The sequence below is a fragment of the Lysinibacillus sp. BPa_S21 genome (assembly GCF_023337795.1).
Lineage (GTDB): Bacteria > Bacillota > Bacilli > Bacillales_A > Planococcaceae > Lysinibacillus.
On record NZ_JALIRS010000002.1, the window covers coordinates 18,933 to 36,934 of the forward strand.

13 protein-coding genes are annotated in these 18,002 nt (G+C 37.8%); all 13 read right to left on the minus strand.

Going from position 1 to position 18,002, the window contains the following annotated elements; translation table 11 throughout:
- Positions 1 to 793: 793 nt before the first annotated feature.
- On the minus strand, positions 794 to 1,465 hold the full coding sequence (deoC, locus tag MOK21_RS03400) for a deoxyribose-phosphate aldolase (protein ID WP_249072577.1): 672 nt from the start codon (positions 1,463 to 1,465) through the stop codon (positions 794 to 796).
- 175 nt (positions 1,466 to 1,640) lie between these two features.
- Positions 1,641 to 2,990 (minus strand): tRNA (N(6)-L-threonylcarbamoyladenosine(37)-C(2))-methylthiotransferase MtaB, encoded by a 1,350-nt coding sequence (gene mtaB / locus MOK21_RS03405; protein ID WP_249072578.1) that lies wholly within the window; start codon positions 2,988 to 2,990, stop codon positions 1,641 to 1,643.
- A 672-nt stretch (positions 2,991 to 3,662) separates the two neighbouring features.
- Positions 3,663 to 4,451, minus strand: a complete 789-nt coding sequence (locus tag MOK21_RS03410; protein ID WP_249072579.1) for a CsxC family protein — start codon at positions 4,449 to 4,451, stop codon at positions 3,663 to 3,665.
- A gap of 419 nt (positions 4,452 to 4,870) precedes the next feature.
- Positions 4,871 to 6,241 carry a BC_2427 family protein gene (locus MOK21_RS03415; RefSeq protein ID WP_249072580.1) on the minus strand — a complete coding sequence of 457 codons (1,371 nt, stop codon included), beginning with the start codon at positions 6,239 to 6,241 and terminating at the stop codon, positions 4,871 to 4,873.
- Between the two features lie 991 nt (positions 6,242 to 7,232).
- Positions 7,233 to 8,036, minus strand: a complete 804-nt coding sequence (locus MOK21_RS03420; RefSeq protein ID WP_249072581.1) for a CsxC family protein — start codon at positions 8,034 to 8,036, stop codon at positions 7,233 to 7,235.
- A gap of 273 nt (positions 8,037 to 8,309) precedes the next feature.
- Positions 8,310 to 9,074 (minus strand): CsxC family protein, encoded by a 765-nt coding sequence (locus tag MOK21_RS03425; protein WP_249072582.1) that lies wholly within the window; start codon positions 9,072 to 9,074, stop codon positions 8,310 to 8,312.
- A 680-nt stretch (positions 9,075 to 9,754) separates the two neighbouring features.
- Complete coding sequence (locus MOK21_RS03430) at positions 9,755 to 10,492, minus strand: 16S rRNA (uracil(1498)-N(3))-methyltransferase (RefSeq protein ID WP_249072583.1); 738 nt, start codon at positions 10,490 to 10,492, stop codon at positions 9,755 to 9,757.
- A gap of 82 nt (positions 10,493 to 10,574) precedes the next feature.
- Positions 10,575 to 11,516 carry a 50S ribosomal protein L11 methyltransferase gene (prmA, locus tag MOK21_RS03435; RefSeq protein WP_249072584.1) on the minus strand — a complete coding sequence of 314 codons (942 nt, stop codon included), beginning with the start codon at positions 11,514 to 11,516 and terminating at the stop codon, positions 10,575 to 10,577.
- Between the two features lie 21 nt (positions 11,517 to 11,537).
- Positions 11,538 to 12,656: a molecular chaperone DnaJ gene (dnaJ, locus tag MOK21_RS03440; protein ID WP_249072585.1), complete on the minus strand. Its 1,119-nt coding sequence runs from the start codon at positions 12,654 to 12,656 to the stop codon at positions 11,538 to 11,540.
- Between the two features lie 361 nt (positions 12,657 to 13,017).
- Positions 13,018 to 14,856, minus strand: coding sequence for a molecular chaperone DnaK (gene dnaK, locus MOK21_RS03445; protein WP_249072586.1), 1,839 nt, complete (start codon positions 14,854 to 14,856; stop codon positions 13,018 to 13,020).
- A gap of 72 nt (positions 14,857 to 14,928) precedes the next feature.
- Positions 14,929 to 15,498, minus strand: coding sequence for a nucleotide exchange factor GrpE (gene grpE / locus MOK21_RS03450; RefSeq protein ID WP_249072587.1), 570 nt, complete (start codon positions 15,496 to 15,498; stop codon positions 14,929 to 14,931).
- Between the two features lie 17 nt (positions 15,499 to 15,515).
- Positions 15,516 to 16,544 (minus strand): heat-inducible transcriptional repressor HrcA, encoded by a 1,029-nt coding sequence (gene hrcA, locus MOK21_RS03455; RefSeq protein WP_249072588.1) that lies wholly within the window; start codon positions 16,542 to 16,544, stop codon positions 15,516 to 15,518.
- 89 nt (positions 16,545 to 16,633) lie between these two features.
- Entirely contained in the window at positions 16,634 to 17,779 is a 1,146-nt protein-coding gene (hemW, locus tag MOK21_RS03460; RefSeq protein ID WP_249072589.1) for a radical SAM family heme chaperone HemW, read from the minus strand.
- Positions 17,780 to 18,002 lie beyond the last annotated feature (223 nt).

Here is an 18,002-nt window from a genome sequence, read left to right on the forward strand (position 1 = left end):
TTATATATTAATTATTAAGAGCAAAAAATAATTGATTAAGTTTCAAATTTAAAAGATTCATGCTTACTCCCCCAATGAATTTCAGCATTTCAACGGTAGGACATTGCATTGAGACATTAATTTAATAATAGCATTTTAGACCACCCATCATGTATATGGTCTTTATTATAATTTCCGATTTCACTCTGAAATAATCTAATTAGACTATTTTATCTAATTTAGGCTAATTAGATTCTTTTGTCTAAACTATATGTTTTGTTCATAAAAATTATTTTATACATAGTAACTCTCCGTATCAGATTCTTTCGAGTTCGTTTGCACCTTCCCACTGTTAATAGCACTCTAAATTCTCCTGTTATGAAGCAATTAGAAACCTATAAAAAATGGTGTAAGCAAAAATTGTTGTTGTATGGCCTAAAACTGATGGATGAAGATGAATACGAAAATGATGATACATTTGTTTTTATCTCACATTTGTCAGGGAAGCCTAAAGCACCGAACAATACAGCTAAAATCAAGTATAAGATTATTCAAAGGACCAGGCTTCCTAAAATAATTTTACATGATTTAAGACATACGTAATGTACTATTTTATTGTATCGTGGACTGAATGTGAAGGTCATAGCAGAACGTTTAGGAAACACGCATAAAAGGATTTACGAAATATATGGTCATGCTCTGAAGGAATTGGAGGAGGCATTTAGTCAAAGTTTAAACGAATTTGGGCCTAAAAATGAGGCTGTTCATAAAGAACAGCCCCGTAATACTTACTATATAAGGATTTTCATTACTATTAATAATTAGAATCTGCGATTAATCCATTCATAATAGCTACACCAGAGCTTGCGCCAATACGAGTTGCGCCAGCTTCAATCATCATTTTCATATCCTCTAAGCTTCGTACACCGCCAGAAGCTTTTACACCTAGATCTGGGCCTACTGTTTTACGCATTAAGGCAATATCTTCTGCTGTTGCGCCACCAGTAGAAAAGCCAGTTGATGTTTTCACATAGTCAGCACCAGCTGCCACAGCTAGCTCACATGCTTTTACTTTTTCTTCTTCAGTTAGAAGGCAAGTTTCTATAATTACTTTTACAAGAGCACTGCCTTTTGCCGCTTCTACAACTGCAGCAATATCTGCTTGCACAAGGTCATAGTTTTTATCTTTTAATGCACCGATATTTATAACCATGTCTACCTCTTTAGCACCATTAGCAATCGCATCTTTCGCCTCGAATGCTTTCACAGCCGGCGTGTTAGCACCTAATGGAAAGCCAATTACAGTACACACTAAAACTTCTGTGCCTTGTAAAAGCTCACTACTATAATTTACCCAAGTTGGATTTACACAAACAGAAGCAAAGTTAAATTGTTTTGCCTCAGCACACAGTTTTTCGATTTGCTCTTTTGTAGCTTCAGCTTTTAATAATGTGTGATCAATCATACGCGCGAAATTTTGTTCCATTTTATTAGACGCTCCTTCTATCAACAAGTTGTACGTACCTCTTTTGGCATCATAACATTTTTTAACGTTTCCGTCTAATTTTGAATGAAAGTAGATGAATTCAAATTATTTTAAAAAAATAGAGCAAAACACCGCTCAAATTTGAACGGTGTTTCTATTCATAGGTACTTTATCTTTATTTTACAGTTTCCAATACTCGAACGAATTGTCCTTTAGAGTGAGGATATCCGGCTTGCGTAATTTTCACCTTCACAAGTTGTCCGATAAGACTTTCAGGACCTTCAAAGACTACTTTTAAGTAATTATCTGTATAACCTGTTAATAGTCCTTCCTCATCGCTTCCATCATGCACGAATTCTTCAGGAATTACCTCTAGCACTTGATCTTCAAAGCGAGAAGCATATTCCTTTGCTAATTGGTCATTTAAAGCGATTAATCGGTGAACACGTTCGTTTTTAATGTCCTCGTCAATTTGGTCTTCCATGCGTGCAGCTGGTGTTCCTGTACGTGGAGAGAACGGGAATACGTGTAATTCAGAAAACTTGTGATCACGAATAAAGTTATATGTTTCCATGAACTCTTCCTCAGTTTCTCCTGGGAAACCGACGATTACGTCAGAAGTGACAGCCAGGTCTGGTAAAGCTTCATGTAGTTTAGTTAAGCGTTCACCGAAGAACTCCATTGTATATTTACGACGCATACGTTTTAAAACTGTATCAGAGCCAGATTGGATTGGAATGTGTAAATGGTTTACAACGATATTGGATTCGCGTAAAACTTCAATCACTTCATCTGTTAATTGACTTGCCTCAATTGAAGAAATACGAAGACGTTTTAAGCCTTTTACATTCGCCTCTAGATCACGTAGTAGCTGAGCTAAATTGTAATCTTTTAAGTCTTGTCCATAGCCACCTGTATGAATACCCGTTAGAACAATTTCAAGATACCCCGCATCTACAAGTTGTTGGGCTTGGTTCAATACTTCTTGGGGATCTCGAGAGCGCATTAACCCACGTGCCCATGGAATAATACAAAACGTACAGAAGTTATTACAGCCTTCTTGTATTTTTAAAGATGCGCGTGTACGGTCTGTAAATGCAGGCACGTCCAATTCCTCATACACACGATTTTTCATAATGTTGCGTACAGCATTAATTGGTTGGCGTTCAGTAAGATATTGGTCTATGTAGCCAAGTAATTTTGTACGATCCTGTGTACCTACCACAATGTCAACGCCAGGAATCGCCATAATTTCTGCAGGAGATGTTTGAGCGTAACATCCTGTAACACAAATGACCGCGTCTGGGTTTTGACGAATAGCTCGACGGATCACTTGACGTGATTTTTTATCCCCTGTATTTGTTACAGTACATGTATTAATGACATAAACGTCTGCTTGACGATCAAACTCCGTACGTTCATAGCCTTCTTCTTTAAATAGTTGCCAAATTGCTTCTGTTTCATAATGATTTACTTTACAACCTAGAGTATGGAAACTCACGATTTTCGGTCGCTCGTTACTCATAATATATATCATCCTTTCAAGAGTACACTACCATAAATTAAATTATCAACGTGTCTAATAATAGCACAAATAAAGATAATGAGCCTAGCTTTTTGGTTAGTCTTATTTTTTTGTATAAAAATAGGTACCGTAATATTGAGTACCTTCTTGTTAATAGGCTGTTCCACTAAAACCAAAAACGGCCATTTTATCATTCAGTCATGCGTGTTGTTATTATTGTTGCTGTCGCTTCGCTTTCGCACAGATAAAACCTTGTTGCTGTCGCTTCGCTTTCGCACAGATAAAACCTTGTTGCTGTCGCTTCGCTTTCGCACAGATAAAATCGTGTTGCTGTCGCCTCGCTTTCGCTCATATAAAACTGTGTTACTGTCGCTACCAAAATAATTGCTGAAAAAGGTTAAATCATTTGAGATATTAAAATATGTAGAGTCAATTGCTATGAATATCTTAATGAATGAATCGTTTTTTAATTCCCCCTAGTTCCTCCCAATACCCCTTGTAAAAAATCTATTCTGTTAGTTATTAAATTGCAAAAAGGCAGTTAAAAATTAGATTCAACTGCCTAGTCAAATATAGGATTTTTATCAGTGCCCATTAAATACTACATGTGTATTTTCGTTTTTGCAGAAAAATGCCTTTTTATTTGTCTTGCTTCTCTTAAAACTATAGTTATTACGTACTCATAGGAGGAGTAAGCCCTAAAAGATTAGGAGTTATTACATTAGTGCCAGCTCCAAGGCGGACTTGTTGAACTTGCAGTACTTTTACAGTAAGCTCTAGCACGATTTTTTCACGCAATGTGCTGAAAGTACCTTCTGGTGCTGCCATTTTTGGTGAGAAATCAAGTTCAAAGAAATTTGCAGCTACTAACTCGCCAAATGGTTGTTCATTGTATTTAACGAGATTTTGGAAGAAAGCTTTATCCAATCTAGCATCCATTTGCGTTTTTTCATTAAGGAAGTTCGCTTCGGCAAACTCGGAAATTCCTAAGATCGGAGTAGAACCTCCAATTGTTTGTGGGAAAGTAAGGTCTGTAAAACCAGAAAATGGAACATCGGCAATTCTATCACGGAGTGCCCCATTACATGCTGATGAAGCATATTCTATATTTTTGCGAATATGTCCCGCTACAAATAATTTTGCTCTTGTTACTCTAAAAAAGTCAGTGCCATCAATACGTGCAAAAGCAACCGGTACCAGTTTCACTTGATTTAGGAAGACATTTTTTTTCACTCTTTTGATTTCAGTTGCTGCAGGAGTAAGAGTTATATCTGACTCTACAACTATTTGAAGTGTTGGTTCTGCAAGGACAACTGGAACTTTAATAGTTGGAGTCGTTACCGGTGTAACGACAACTGGTGTAGCCTCACTATTTAATGGTATTTGTTCAGTTGATGCTACTGGACAAGGCTCCTTATGATTGACATGAGTATCTAATTGATTATCTAATTGTTCACTCAAAAAAAATCCCTCTTTTCATTTTTTTTATGAGTAATCTCATATCGCTAGAATATGTAGCCATTTAACCTATTCATGGACGTATATACTGGTTTTTATGTTTTTTGTGCGAAAACGCAGTTTTTAACGTAGCGACAGCAACATGATGTTTTTTGTGCGAAAGCGCAGCGACAGCAACATGATGTTGGACACTCAGTCGTGTGTTTTTATTGCTGTCGCATTCGCACAATTGCTACAGGACGTGGCGTTCTTAGACTGAATTCCTTTTCAACGGATGTTTGTACACCCACTGAAAAGTAACCTAAAACACCGCATTCATCTCACCACCTTTAGAGGTGAGAGACTTCTGTACCCGTGCTTCGCTTTCGATACAAAAAGTTAAAAAGAGATTTTTGAGCAGAGAGATAAGTTTCAAGTATCCTCTAGATCCTTGGCACTCGAATTTTCTGTGCTTGTAGCATATGAATGACTAATTCTACTACTATATTTTGGCACATTTGATTTGTTTGATTTAATGACTCATTTTGTGCAGGAACTACATCCCCAGTGTGAGATGCAGTATATTCAATACTCTGATGAATATAACCTTCAATAGATAAATTCCCCTTCAATGCTGAACATGTCCCATTACCTAATGATTGAGAAAACTGATTAGGAACGAATCTGCAATCGGTTAATACTACCTCATTTGAGATATCTTTAACTCCCGCAATTCCTTCTTCAAATTCGATATTCTCTTCAAGGCATATTTCTATTTTATATTCCCCTACTACAACTGGAGCTCTAATGTGTATAAAGTCATCGGAACTGTAAGAGTGATTATTCGTTTCTCCTTGTTTAATTGATCGTGTGTTATGTAAGGGAGTTCCAACTAATTTAGATGGATAACTCTTCCGATTATTCTTATCATAAGTATTAGTTCTCATTAAAAATATAATTTCATTAAATTTAGAGCTCACCAAACGACATTCAGGCAATTCAGGATAATCTGTTGTAGTATGAAATAGCTTGGTTTCAAATTGAGGAGTAAGATGATTGTCTAGATCAAGAAAATCAAATGTATTTTTAACAATCTCACCACATATCGGAGCATGAAGAAAATCATCAATTTCCACGTGAGTAGAAATTTGAATTTTATTTGTTCTAGAACATACTGTTCCTTGCACTGACCCAGTAGATGCACTTTCCGGACCTGTAGGGGTGATTTCCTTAAACTCTTCTGTATCAATAGGACTCATAATTTTATCATCCCTATTGTATTTAGAAGAACTTAAAAATTCACGATTAGAGTCTAGATGAGATGCAAAATCCTGTTCTTCCACAAGATTGGTTCCTTCTACCTCGTTTATATCAAGCAGGTCATTCATTTCATCTTCAACATCAATTTCAGAAGGGATAAGTAGCTCACAATTGGACCCTAGATGCGATACAAGTTCTTGTTCCTCTGCAGGATCGGTTTCATCCGTCTCTTCTATATCAAAGAGATTATTCTTTTCATCTTCAACATCCATTTCAGCAGGGATCAGTAACCCACAATCGGAGTCTAGATACGCTACAAGTTCCTGTTCCTCTACAGAATTGGTTTCATCCGCCTCTTCTATATCAAGGAGCTCATTTATTTCATCCTCAGCATCAACTTCAGAAGAAAAGAGTATCTCACGATTGGGATCTAGATGCGCTGCAGTAGTTTCATCTTCTTTTTCTTTAGTCAGGAGGTTATTACAATAGGCAAAAACTTTTTGCTTGGAACTTATTTCTTTCATCTCTCTATAATTAATCCATGGAGTTTTCATTCGTTCACTCCCAAATAATGTTTTGACAAAAAAGTGTAACAGTCAATCCGTAAAAATTCTTACGCTTTTTTCCAGTCAAGAAGTCTTTTTGATCGATTTATTTTTTGTGATAAGATTTTATGAATTCTTCTAGAGAGACTTATACAAAGTCTGTTTTCTTCAGGGAAAACTCACGAAGTAACCCGTTTTTCATTTTTTATTTCTTCCACTTACCTTGATGATTAGATTGGTAAAAAAACAGCGATTTCCTTCCCCTTCTCCAATATCTGCCGAAAGTTGTGGATGACTTTTGTTAACACGTCTACTATGTAAATAAGTTGATTGGAGTGTAGACTGGGCGACTCCTTGGGGATCAGCGACAGGGGACTAAGGCTAAAACCATCACAGCCTATGATAACGCATTCGTGACCAACATCGGTGCTGTTGCTGTCGCTGCGCTTTCGCACAGACAAAACCCTCTGCTGTCGCTACGTTAGCACTACGCTTTCGCGCAAAAAACATCTGTTGGCCCGAGATCCTGCAGCGAAGCGGCAGCTACAAATGTTTTATCTGTAGCGAAAGCGAAGCGGCAGCTACAAAGCACCCAGTCGGAACGGAAATCAACCACACGTTTTGGTGAAAATCCAAATAAAATTCAAACTATGAGCTACTTTTATTGATCTATGTGTTGCACTTATAATTACAATCCATTTTATGCATTACTTTTACTTTTGTCACCGAGTACTTTCAAAGATCTCAGTAGCAATTGAGATACTTATGCGTTTGAGAGACGATTGCTTAGTAAAAACTAAAATTTTATCTTTCCATTATTTTCTTCACCTTAATTATTTTGATAACATCTATTAGTGCATTTACGATCGATATTATTATAGAAAAAATGCAGTTGAAAATTCGATTTAATCGACTTTTCAACTGCTAGCTTAAATTTTGGATTTTTTAAGTACCCTCAAATGTCCTTTTATCTCTAATTTCCTCCTCTAAAAATTAGAGATTAACAAGGTTCAGTAGGATGAATAACAGGAGGATCTACAGTAGGACCAACTGGAGGAGTAAGCCCTGTAAGATTAGGAGTTATTACACTAGTGCCTGCTCCAAGGCGGACTTGTTGAACTTGCAGTACTTTTACAGTAAGATCTAGTACGATTTTTTCACGTAATGTGTCGAAAGTGCCTTCTGGATCTGTCATAACTGGTGAAAAATCAAGTTCAAAGAAGTTTGCTGCTACTAATTCACCAAATGGTTGTTCATTGTATTTAACGAGATTTTGGAAGAAAGCCTTATCCAATCGAGCATCCATTTGCGTAGTTTCATTAAGGAAGTTCGCTTCGGCAAACTCAGAAATTCCTAAGATTGGGAAAGCACCTCCTACTATTTGTGGGAAAGTAAGGTCTGTAAAACCAGAAAACGGAACATCGGCAATTCTATCTTGAAGCGCCCCGTTACATGCTGCTGAAGCATATTCTATATTTTTGCGAATATGTCCTGCTACAAATAATTTAGCCCTTGTTACCCTAAAAAAGTCAGTGCCGGCAATACGTAAAAAAGCAACCGGTACTAGTTTCACTTGATTCAGGAATACATTTTTTTTCACTCTTTTGATTTCAGTTGCTGCAGGAGCAAGAGGAATATCTGCCTCCACAACTATTTGAAGTGTTGGTTCTGCAAGTACAACCGGAACTTTAATAGTTGGAGTCGTTACCGGTGTAACCACTAGTGGAGTAGCAGCAGTATTTAACGGTATTTGTTCTGTTGATGTTACTGGACAAGATTGAATTGGATCTAATTGATTACTCAAATAATTTCCCTCGTTTCATTTTGTAGTTTTTGAGAGCTCTCCATATAGAATATGTAGCCATTAAATCTATGAATAGACGTGTATACTAGTTTTTTTTACTGATTATTATAGAAAAATGGCAGTTGAAAATACGATTTATCAACTGCCACATCAAATATTAGATTATTTCAGTGTGCTCGTAGTACTAACAAATGCTAAACCCTAAAATGTCCTTTTATCTCTAATTTCCTCCTCTAAAAATTAGAGGTTAACAAGATCTAGTAGGAGGATCTATTATGGACTAACTGGAGGAGTAAGCCCTAAAAGATTAGGAGTTATTACACTAGTGCCTGCTCCAAGGCGGACTTGTTGAACTTGCAGTACTTTTACAGTAAGCTCTAGTACGATTTTTTCACGTAATGTGTCGAAAGTGCCTTCTGGATCTGTCATAACTGGTGAAAAATCAAGTTCAAAGAAGTTTGCTGCTACTAATTCGCCAAATGGTTGTTCATTGTATTTAACGAGATTTTGGAAGAAAGCCTTATCCAATCGAGCATCCATTTGCGTAGTTTCATTAAGGAAGTTCGCTTCGGCAAACTCAGAAATTCCTAAGATTGGGAAAGCACCTCCTGTTATTTGTGGGAAAGTAAGGTCTGTAAAACCAGAAAACGGAACATCGGCAATTCTATCTTGAAGCGCCCCGTTACATGCTGCTGAAGCATATTCTATATTTTTGCGAATATGTCCTGCTACAAATAATTTAGCCCTTGTTACCATAAAAAAGTCAGTGCCTGCAATACGTGTAAATCTAACCGGTACTAATTTCACTTGATTTAGGAATACATTTTTTTTCACTCTTTTGATTTCAGTTGCTGCAGGAGCAAGAGGAATATCTGCCTCCACAACTATTTGAAGTGTTGGTTCTGCAAGTACAACCGGAACTTTAATAGTTGGAGTCGTTACCGGTGTAACCACTAGTGGAGTAGCAGCAGTATTTAACGGTATTTGTTCTGTTGATGTTACTGGACAAGATTGAATTGGATCTAATTGATTACTCAAATAATTTCCCTCGTTTCATTTTGTAGTTTTTTTAGAGCTCTCCATATAGAATATGTAGCCGTTAAATCTATGAATAGACGTGTATACTAGTTTTTTTACTCATTTTTAAAAAAGGATTTTTGGGTTGCGGGATAATAATGAACAAAAAAATGCCAGGTACCCATCATTTTGGGCGCCTGGTCTAATAGTATTTATCATTTAAGAAAATTTTCTTTTGCATTTTTATTTCCCCGTAAATGTAGCATGCTCAATCTAGTCCAAGTACCAAAAGCTACTATTGAAATGGTGATTGGTATTTTACCTACTTCAAATAAACGTTAGGAAATGAAATCGTATATAAACCTGTAGCGATTAAAAAAGCAGATTAGATCATAGTAGCAATTACAAAAAAGTTAATGAGCTTATTAATTTATTTACTTCCTTTTCGTTGATTATCCCATATTCCGCGACACCCCAAATTGGCTTTGATATCCAAGAATCATTTTTCTGCACTATCCAAATTCGAAGTTTTACTAATGATCAATCTTTTCAACATGTTTTTTGAGTGCAATAAAATAGAGCCGATTCAAAATTGAATCAGCTCTACTTCTAGGATTACTCATAAAAACAGTCATTTAAAAGTCTTCCAAACCTATCCATAACCGCATATATTTACATGCAATTTACGCTTACATGTTGTTTCATTCAAATTCATAAGATATTGCCGACAGCGCATAGAGTGGGGCTGTTTCTGCTCGTAAAATTCGAGGTCCTAAAGACATCGTTTGAGCTCCTGCTTGAAGAAGAGCATCGGCTTCTTTTCGTGCAATGCCGCCTTCTGGGCCAAAGATAATAAGAATAGATGTTGATTTTTTGTCATACACGTTTTTTAGCTTCTCTGCAAACTTTGTGCGTTTTTCTGCTTTTGCATCCTCTTCATCTGCTATAAAAACGGCGTCGAAATGGTCTACTTGTTCAACTAACTGTTTAAATGAAATTGGTTCATAAATAGCTGGGATATGTGTACGATGGGATTGCTCAGCTGCTTCTTTTGCAATTTTTTGTAGCCGCTCTTGCTTTTTGACACCCTTCTTTTTATCCCATTTAACGATGGAACGCTCCGCTTCAAACGGTAACAAAGCAAACATTCCAAGCTCTGTGGCCTTTTGTGTAATAAGTTCTAACTTATCACCCTTCGGCAAACCACATGCCACTGTTACATGAACAGGTAACTCTGGTGAAGGAATGATCTCACCTGTAGTTTGAACGTGTACCTCGTCTCCTTCAAAGGCTACGATTTCACAAATGTGGGCGGTATTTTGTGCAACTACAACGATTTTATCGCCCTCTTTCATACGCATTACTCGTTCAATATGTCGCGCATCCTCACCGCTAATACGTGCTTCCTCTATCGTCGTCTCAATAAAATATCGCTGCATGTTACCATACTCCTTTATAGCAAGAAGAGAAAACGCCAAATCGCAAGCACTCGGCTCACGATTTGGCGCTCCCTCAGTCCACTTATTGTGGTCGACGGGCAATGATCGCTACCCAGTCTTCCATTAGTAATACTTCTTCGATGACAAAGCCTGAAGCTTCAAGTGCTGCTTTTACATCATCACGTTTAGCGGCAATGATGCCTGAAGTGACATATAATCCACCCGGTTTGACAATTGAAAATGCATCGTCCGTAAAGGACATAATAATTTCTGCTAAAATATTCGCAACAACGACATCAGCTGGTTCCTTTACTGTATCCAATAGGTTCCCATGGAATACAGATACTGTATCATCTACTTTGTTTAACACAACATTTTCTTGTGCAGAACGTACAGCTACTTCGTCTAAATCAAGGGCATGAACGCTTTTAGCTCCTAGTAAGGCAGAACCGATTGAAAGAACGCCTGAACCCGTTCCAATATCGATAACCTGATCGCCTTCTTTTACAACCTTCTCAAGCCCCTGTAAACACATAACAGTTGTAGGGTGTGTTCCTGTACCAAAAGCCATACCAGGATCTAATTCAATAATTAGCTCATCTGTTGACACTGGTACATATTCTTCCCATGTTGGTACAATTGTAAAGCGTTCAGAAATTTTTACAGGATGATAGTATTGCTTCCATGCTGTTGCCCAGTCTTCCTCGTTCACTTCCACAATCGATACAATATTTTCACCAATATCGATGTTGAAGTTCGTTAGATTTGTTATAGCCGCCTTAATTTCTTCGACTGTTTCATTTAAAAAACTAGACTCCGATAAGTAAGCCTTAACAATAACACCATCTTTCGGAAAATCCGCTTCATTTAGCGCATAAATTTCACCATACTGATCTTCTCGTGGTTTCGCAAATTCTGCAGAATCCTCAATAACCACACCACTTGCCCCTGCTTCATGCAAAATATTCGAAATTGCTTCTACCGCTTCATTTTTTGTATGAATGGATAATTCTGACCACTTCACGTAGCTCTTCAGCTCCTCTAATTATTCACCTTGGAATTTTTTCTTAATTTTATCGAATAGTGAGCTTCCTTGCTCTTCAGGAATATCACCACTGATCTCCGCAAATTCACGTAGTAATTGCTTTTGTCTTTCTGTTAATTTCTCTGGTGTCATCACTTTTACTGTTACATATTGATTCCCTGTACCATAGCCATGGACATTTTTGACACCTTTGTCTTTTAGACGGAATTGCGCACCTGACTGTGTTCCCGCTGGAATACGTAGTTTAACTTTACCATGAACAGTTGGAACTTCAATTTCATCACCAAGAGCTGCTTGTGGGAATGTCAGTTTTAATTCGAAATAAATATCATCGCCATCACGTTCAAACTCTTTATGTCCTTGAACGCGGAACATAATATATAAATCCCCCGCTGGTCCTCCATTTATACCCGGCTCACCTTGACCAGACACACGAATTTGCTGACCATCATCCACACCTGCAGGAATGTTTACTTTGATCTTCTTACGTTGTTGAACTTTTCCTTCGCCACGACAAGTTGAACATTTTTCTTTAATGATTTTACCTGCACCGTGACATGTAGAACACGTACGACGATTCATCATACGGCCGAAAGGTGTATCTACTGCTTGATTTACTTGACCGGCACCTTGACATGTTGAACATGTTTCAGGATTAGTACCTGGCTTTGCACCTGAACCGTGGCAAGTATCACATACTTCATCTTTAGGAATTTCGATTTCTGTTTCTTTCCCGAAGATCGCTTCCTCAAACTTAATATTCATACGATATTGAAGGTCATCACCTTTGCGTGGTGCATTCGGGTCCTGACGGCGACCGCCACCTCCAAAGAAAGAGCTGAAAATATCCTCGAAGCCGCCAAAGCCGCCGCCTCCAAAGCCGCCGCCAAATCCTGCATTTGGATCCTCATGACCAAATTGATCATAGCGTGCTTTTTTCTGATCATCACTTAATACTTCATAAGCTTCAGCGATTTCTTTGAATTTTTCATCTGCACCTGGCTCTTTATTAAGGTCAGGATGGTATTGTTTTGATAATTTACGGTATGCTTTTTTAATTTCATCTTTTGAAGCCGATTTTGTTAAACCAAGCACCTCGTAGTAATCGCGTTTCTCCATGATTCACACTCCGCTCTTTTTGCATAAAATCTATTGTATCATGCAGTTAAAAAAACTGCCTCTATTTTATTATTAAATATACATTACAATTGTTGTACCAAAGGTGTTGATTAATCATTTTTATCCACTCTAGAAGGCTCTGATTCCACTACGGGCTACTCGTTTTCGCGCAGAGCAAGGCTTCCTGCGAGCGAGCGTCGAGCCGCTTCCTCCGATAACGGAACAAAGGCTAAGTGCGTCACGTCCTGTGACAATGCCTTCGTGACCAACATCCAAATGTGTAGAATATAGCAAAAAATAAAGAGAAAAGCCAAAGCCGCAAGCGGTCTTTGGCTTCTTCACTTCACTGTGTTAATGATTATTATTTATCGTCTTTTACTTCCTCAAAGTCAGCATCTACGATATCATCTTTTTTATCAGCGCCAGCATCTGCACCTGCTTCGCCACCTTGTGCTGCTTGGGCAGCTGCTGCAGCTTGTTCATATACTTTCATTACTAGCGGTTGTAATACACCTTCTAGTTTTTCTTTAGCAGATTTAATGCCTTCTAATTCGCCTGCTTCAAGCGCTTTTTTCAGCTCATCACGAGCATCTTCTACAGATTTTTTCTCGTCTTCTGTAATTTGTTCGCCTAAATCAGCAATTGTTTTGTCAACTTGGAACACTAATTGGTCTGCTTCGTTGCGAAGATCTGCTTCTTCTTTACGTTTAGAATCCGCCTCAGCATTTGCCTCAGCATCTTTTACCATACGTTCGATTTCTTCCTCAGATAAACCAGAATCAGATTGGATCACAATTGTTTGTTCTTTGTTTGTACCAAGGTCTTTTGCTTTAACAGATACTATACCATTTTTATCAATATCGAATGTTACTTCGATTTGTGGTACACCACGTGGTGCCGGTGGAATATCTGATAATTGGAAGCGACCTAATGTTTTGTTGTCTGCTGCCATTGAGCGTTCACCTTGTAGAACGTGAATATCTACTGCTGGTTGGTTGTCAGCTGCAGTTGAGAATACTTGTGATTTAGATGTTGGAATTGTAGTGTTACGGTCGATTAATTTTGTGAATACGCCACCCATAGTTTCGATACCTAAAGAAAGTGGAGTTACGTCAAGTAAAACTACGTCTTTAACATCACCAGTTAATACGCCACCTTGAACAGCAGCACCCATTGCTACAACTTCGTCAGGGTTTACACCGCGGTGTGGCTCTTTATTCGTTTCTTTACGTACAGCTTCTTGTACAGCTGGAATACGAGTTGAACCACCAACTAAGATTACTTGGTCAATTTCAGATGTTGAAAGACCTGCATCAGATAATGCTTGACGTACCGGACCTACTGTACGGTTTACTAATGGTAATGTAATTTCGTCAAATTTTGCACGAGTTAAAGAAATTTCTAAGTGTAATGGACCCGCTTCACCAGCAGTGATGAATGGTAAAGAAATTTGAGTAGATGTTACACCTGATAAATCTTTTTTCGCTTTTTCAGCTGCATCTTTTAGACGTTGCATAGCCATTTTATCTTTAGAAAGGTCAATGCCGTTTTCTTTTTTGAATTCTGCTACAAGATATTCGATGATTGCGTCGTCGAAATTGTCTCCACCTAGTTTGTTATCACCAGCTGTCGCTAATACTTCAAATACACCGTCACCTAATTCAAGAATAGAAACGTCAAATGTACCGCCACCAAGGTCGAATACTAATACTTTTTGATCTGTATCTTGTTTGTCTAAACCATAAGCAAGTGCAGCAGCTGTTGGTTCGTTAATAATACGCTCTACTTCTAAACCTGCAATTTTACCAGCATCTTTAGTAGCTTGACGTTGAGCGTCGTTGAAGTAAGCAGGTACAGTAATAACTGCTTTTGTTACTTTTTCACCTAAGTAGTCTTCAGCATAGCCTTTTAAGTATTGAAGAATCATTGCAGATACTTCTTGTGGCGTATATTCTTTATCTTCCACTTTTACTTTTTCAGATGTACCCATTTTAGATTTGATAGAAATAATTGTGTTAGGGTTTGTTACTGATTGTCGTTTTGCTACTTCACCAACTTGACGTTCGCCATTTTTAAACGCAACAACAGATGGTGTTGTACGGTTTCCTTCTGGATTTGGAATTACTTTTGGTTCTCCACCTTCAAGTACAGAGACACAAGAGTTTGTTGTTCCTAAGTCAATACCAATAATTTTGCTCATAAATATTTCCTCCTATTATTTAAACGCAATAATGCGTTTTCTAACTAATGTAATTAACTAAATAGACAAAGTCTATTCGTTCACAGATACCATTGTTGGGCGCAATACTCGGTCCTTTAACATATAGCCTTTTTGAAGCTCGCGTAGGACAACACCCGTTTCTTTTTCACTATCTTGCTCCTGCATGACAGCTTGGTGAACATTCGGATCAAATTGCTCACCTTCAGCTTTAATGACCTCTAAGCCTTCCTTCTCCGTAGCTTCTATCAGAGAACGATACACCATTTCAATACCTTTTACGATAGAAGCGGTTTCTTCAGAAGTCACTTCAACTTGTAAGGCACGCTCGAAATTATCGATTACTGGTAGTAAATCTGATAGCAAACTCTGAGCGCGGTACTTCTCAGCAGCCTCACGATCAAGTTGATTGCGACGACGCATATTATCGAAGTCAGCGCGCAAGCGTAGATGACGATTTTCTTCGTCGTCTAGCTTTGCTTGTAACGCAGCTAGCTTTGCTTCGTACTGTTCTTCGATTGTTAATTCAGCTTTTTGTTCTTCTACTACTTCTGTTTCTTCTACTACATTTTCAGCTTGTACATCGTCTTGTACAAGGTCTTTGTTTTCAGTTGTTTCCGTCACTTGAATCCTCCTCATTATCAATCACTACGATTCTTCGTAAAGGCTTGTGTTAAATCCATGCGCATTACGTCTAGTAAAGCAACAACACGCTTATAATCCATACGTGTTGGGCCAATGATTGCTATAGCCCCTTGCTGATCTTCACCGATAGAATAAGTGGTCGTAATGACACTACAGTTTTCCATTTCTAATTGTTTATTTTCTGAGCCAATACGAATTTGAATGCCCGATTCATTAGGATGGAAGAGCGACTGCACTTGGCTAGTCGTTTCCATTAAGTCCAAAATCATACGGACTTTATTTAAATCATGGAACTCCGGTTGGTTGAACATATTTGTTTTACCACCATAGAAAATTTTACTTTCTGAATTATGCATCGTCGCTGTCACGAGAGCGTGAATAAAATCATCCGCTGATCGAACATGCTGTTGTAATACTGATAGCACTTCAGCTTCGAGCTTTTTATGAATATCTTCTAATGACACACCAACTAGGCGTTCATTTAAAACATTAACCATTTTCTCTAAATCAGAAGCCGCAAAATTAGGAGGTAAACTAAACATGCGATTCTCAACATGCCCGTTATTCGTTACGATAATCGCTACTGCAGAATCGCTAGAAAGAGGCACAATGGAAAATCGTTTTACTCGATGTGTTTGAACATCTGGTCCTAAAAGAATCGATGTATACGATGTCAGCTCTGATAAAATATTGGCTGACTTTCGAATAATATGCTCTACTTCAACTAAGCGATCGTTAAAAATTGATTGGATTTGCTGAATATCCCTCGAATTAATGCCTTGCGGGCTCAACAAATGATCTACATAAAATCTATACCCCTTTTCCGAAGGCACTCGACCAGAGGAAGTGTGTGTTTTTTCTAAGAAACCTAATTCCTCTAAATCCGCCATTTCATTTCGAATTGTGGCTGGACTAAATGTAATCTCTTGCTTTTTGGAGATTTGGCGAGAACCTACCGGCTGTGCAAACATAATAAAGTCATCTACAATAGCTTGCAATATTTGTAATTGCCGATTTGTTAGCATGATTATCACCTCTGTTAGCACTCAACTAAGAGGAGTGCTAATACTATTATTAAGTTATCAAATCCTACATTTTATGTCAACGATATCGCTCAATCTTCTAGTAAAAATTGTTGAAATACTTCATTACCGACAAAACGACCTTGTCGCGTAAGTCGAATTCCCAAAGTATCATGTTCCAAAAGACCTTCTGAGACTAACCTTTCAATGACCTGTGCGTAATCACTATGCATCGATTCTTTAAATTTTTCTTCATATATAGTGTGTGTAATTCCTTCTGTTTTACGCAAACCTAAAAACATTTGCTCTTCCCGTTTTTCATTCACTGTCACAACATGTTCATTTACAATTGGTAGTTCCCCTGCATTTACTGCATCCATATACTTTTTCAATGGTCCATGATTTGAATAACGTACACCAGCTAGATACCCATGAGCACCCGCACCAAAGCCTGCATATTCATCATTTTCCCAGTATATTTTATTATGTTTTGAACTGAAACCAGATCGAGCAAAGTTGCTAATTTCGTATTGTTGAAGTCCATGCGCCTCCATCTGGTTCATCAGCACATCATACATATCCGCTTCAAGGTCTTCAGTAGGTAAACGGAGCTTACCTTTTGTGTATTGATTATAAAAAATCGTTTTTGGCTCCACGATAAGTGAATATGCCGAGTAATGTGGTAGATCAAGAGCGAACGCTTTTTCTAAAGTATCCGTCCATTGGGCCATCGTCTGACCCGGCAAACCGTACATTAAATCCAGACTAATATTTCTGAAACCTACCTTTTTAGCCAAGGCGATTGTTTCATAAACGTGATTATTGCTATGTGTACGACCAATTTTCTTTAACAACTCCTGATCAAAGGATTGCACACCCATACTTAAGCGATTGACACCGCCTGCAAATAATGCTTGCATTTTTGCCTCTGATAGCTCGTCCGGATTGGCCTCTGATGTAAATTCTGTCACATAGTCCATCGGAATATACGTACGAATAAGCTCAAGAAGTCTCTCTATTTGTGTAGGTGATAATGCTGTTGGTGTACCGCCACCAAGAAATATCGTTTCGATTTGCTTAAAACTCTCGGGATATTTTTTTGTCGCAAGCTCCATCTCCTTGCCAAGCATTTCTATATACTCATCTACTGGTTGATTTTTAAAATAAAATTTATTGAAATCACAATAGTTACAAATTTGATGACAAAAAGGAATATGAATGTAAACACCTCGTGCCATAACTATCCCTTCTTTCTCATAAGTCTTTTTCCATTTCCTCATTATAAACAATCGAGGCAGGGAACGCTATGAATCCAACTAATAAAAAAACTAAATAAAAACGATTCAGTTCTGTTAATCTTTCAGAAAATTCATTCTTTCGTGGTGTGTTAATGAAAAGTAAAATACATGGAATCATGATAGGCATGTTTTTAAAGCAATGACAATAACGCCCAACAATCTA

What these genes read in the sequence shown, in the direction of transcription:
- deoC (WP_249072577.1), bottom strand. Translation starts at nt 1,465, where the DNA reads ATGGAACAAAATTTCGCGCGTATGATTGATCACACATTATTAAAAGCT.
- mtaB (WP_249072578.1), bottom strand. Translation starts at nt 2,990, where the DNA reads ATGAGTAACGAGCGACCGAAAATCGTGAGTTTCCATACTCTAGGTTGT.
- MOK21_RS03415 (WP_249072580.1), bottom strand. Translation starts at nt 6,241, where the DNA reads ATGAAAACTCCATGGATTAATTATAGAGAGATGAAAGAAATAAGTTCC.
- MOK21_RS03430 (WP_249072583.1), bottom strand. Translation starts at nt 10,492, where the DNA reads ATGCAGCGATATTTTATTGAGACGACGATAGAGGAAGCACGTATTAGC.
- dnaJ (WP_249072585.1), bottom strand. Translation starts at nt 12,656, where the DNA reads ATGGAGAAACGCGATTACTACGAGGTGCTTGGTTTAACAAAATCGGCT.
- dnaK (WP_249072586.1), bottom strand. Translation starts at nt 14,856, where the DNA reads ATGAGCAAAATTATTGGTATTGACTTAGGAACAACAAACTCTTGTGTC.
- hrcA (WP_249072588.1), bottom strand. Translation starts at nt 16,544, where the DNA reads ATGCTAACAAATCGGCAATTACAAATATTGCAAGCTATTGTAGATGAC.
- hemW (WP_249072589.1), bottom strand. Translation starts at nt 17,779, where the DNA reads ATGGCACGAGGTGTTTACATTCATATTCCTTTTTGTCATCAAATTTGT.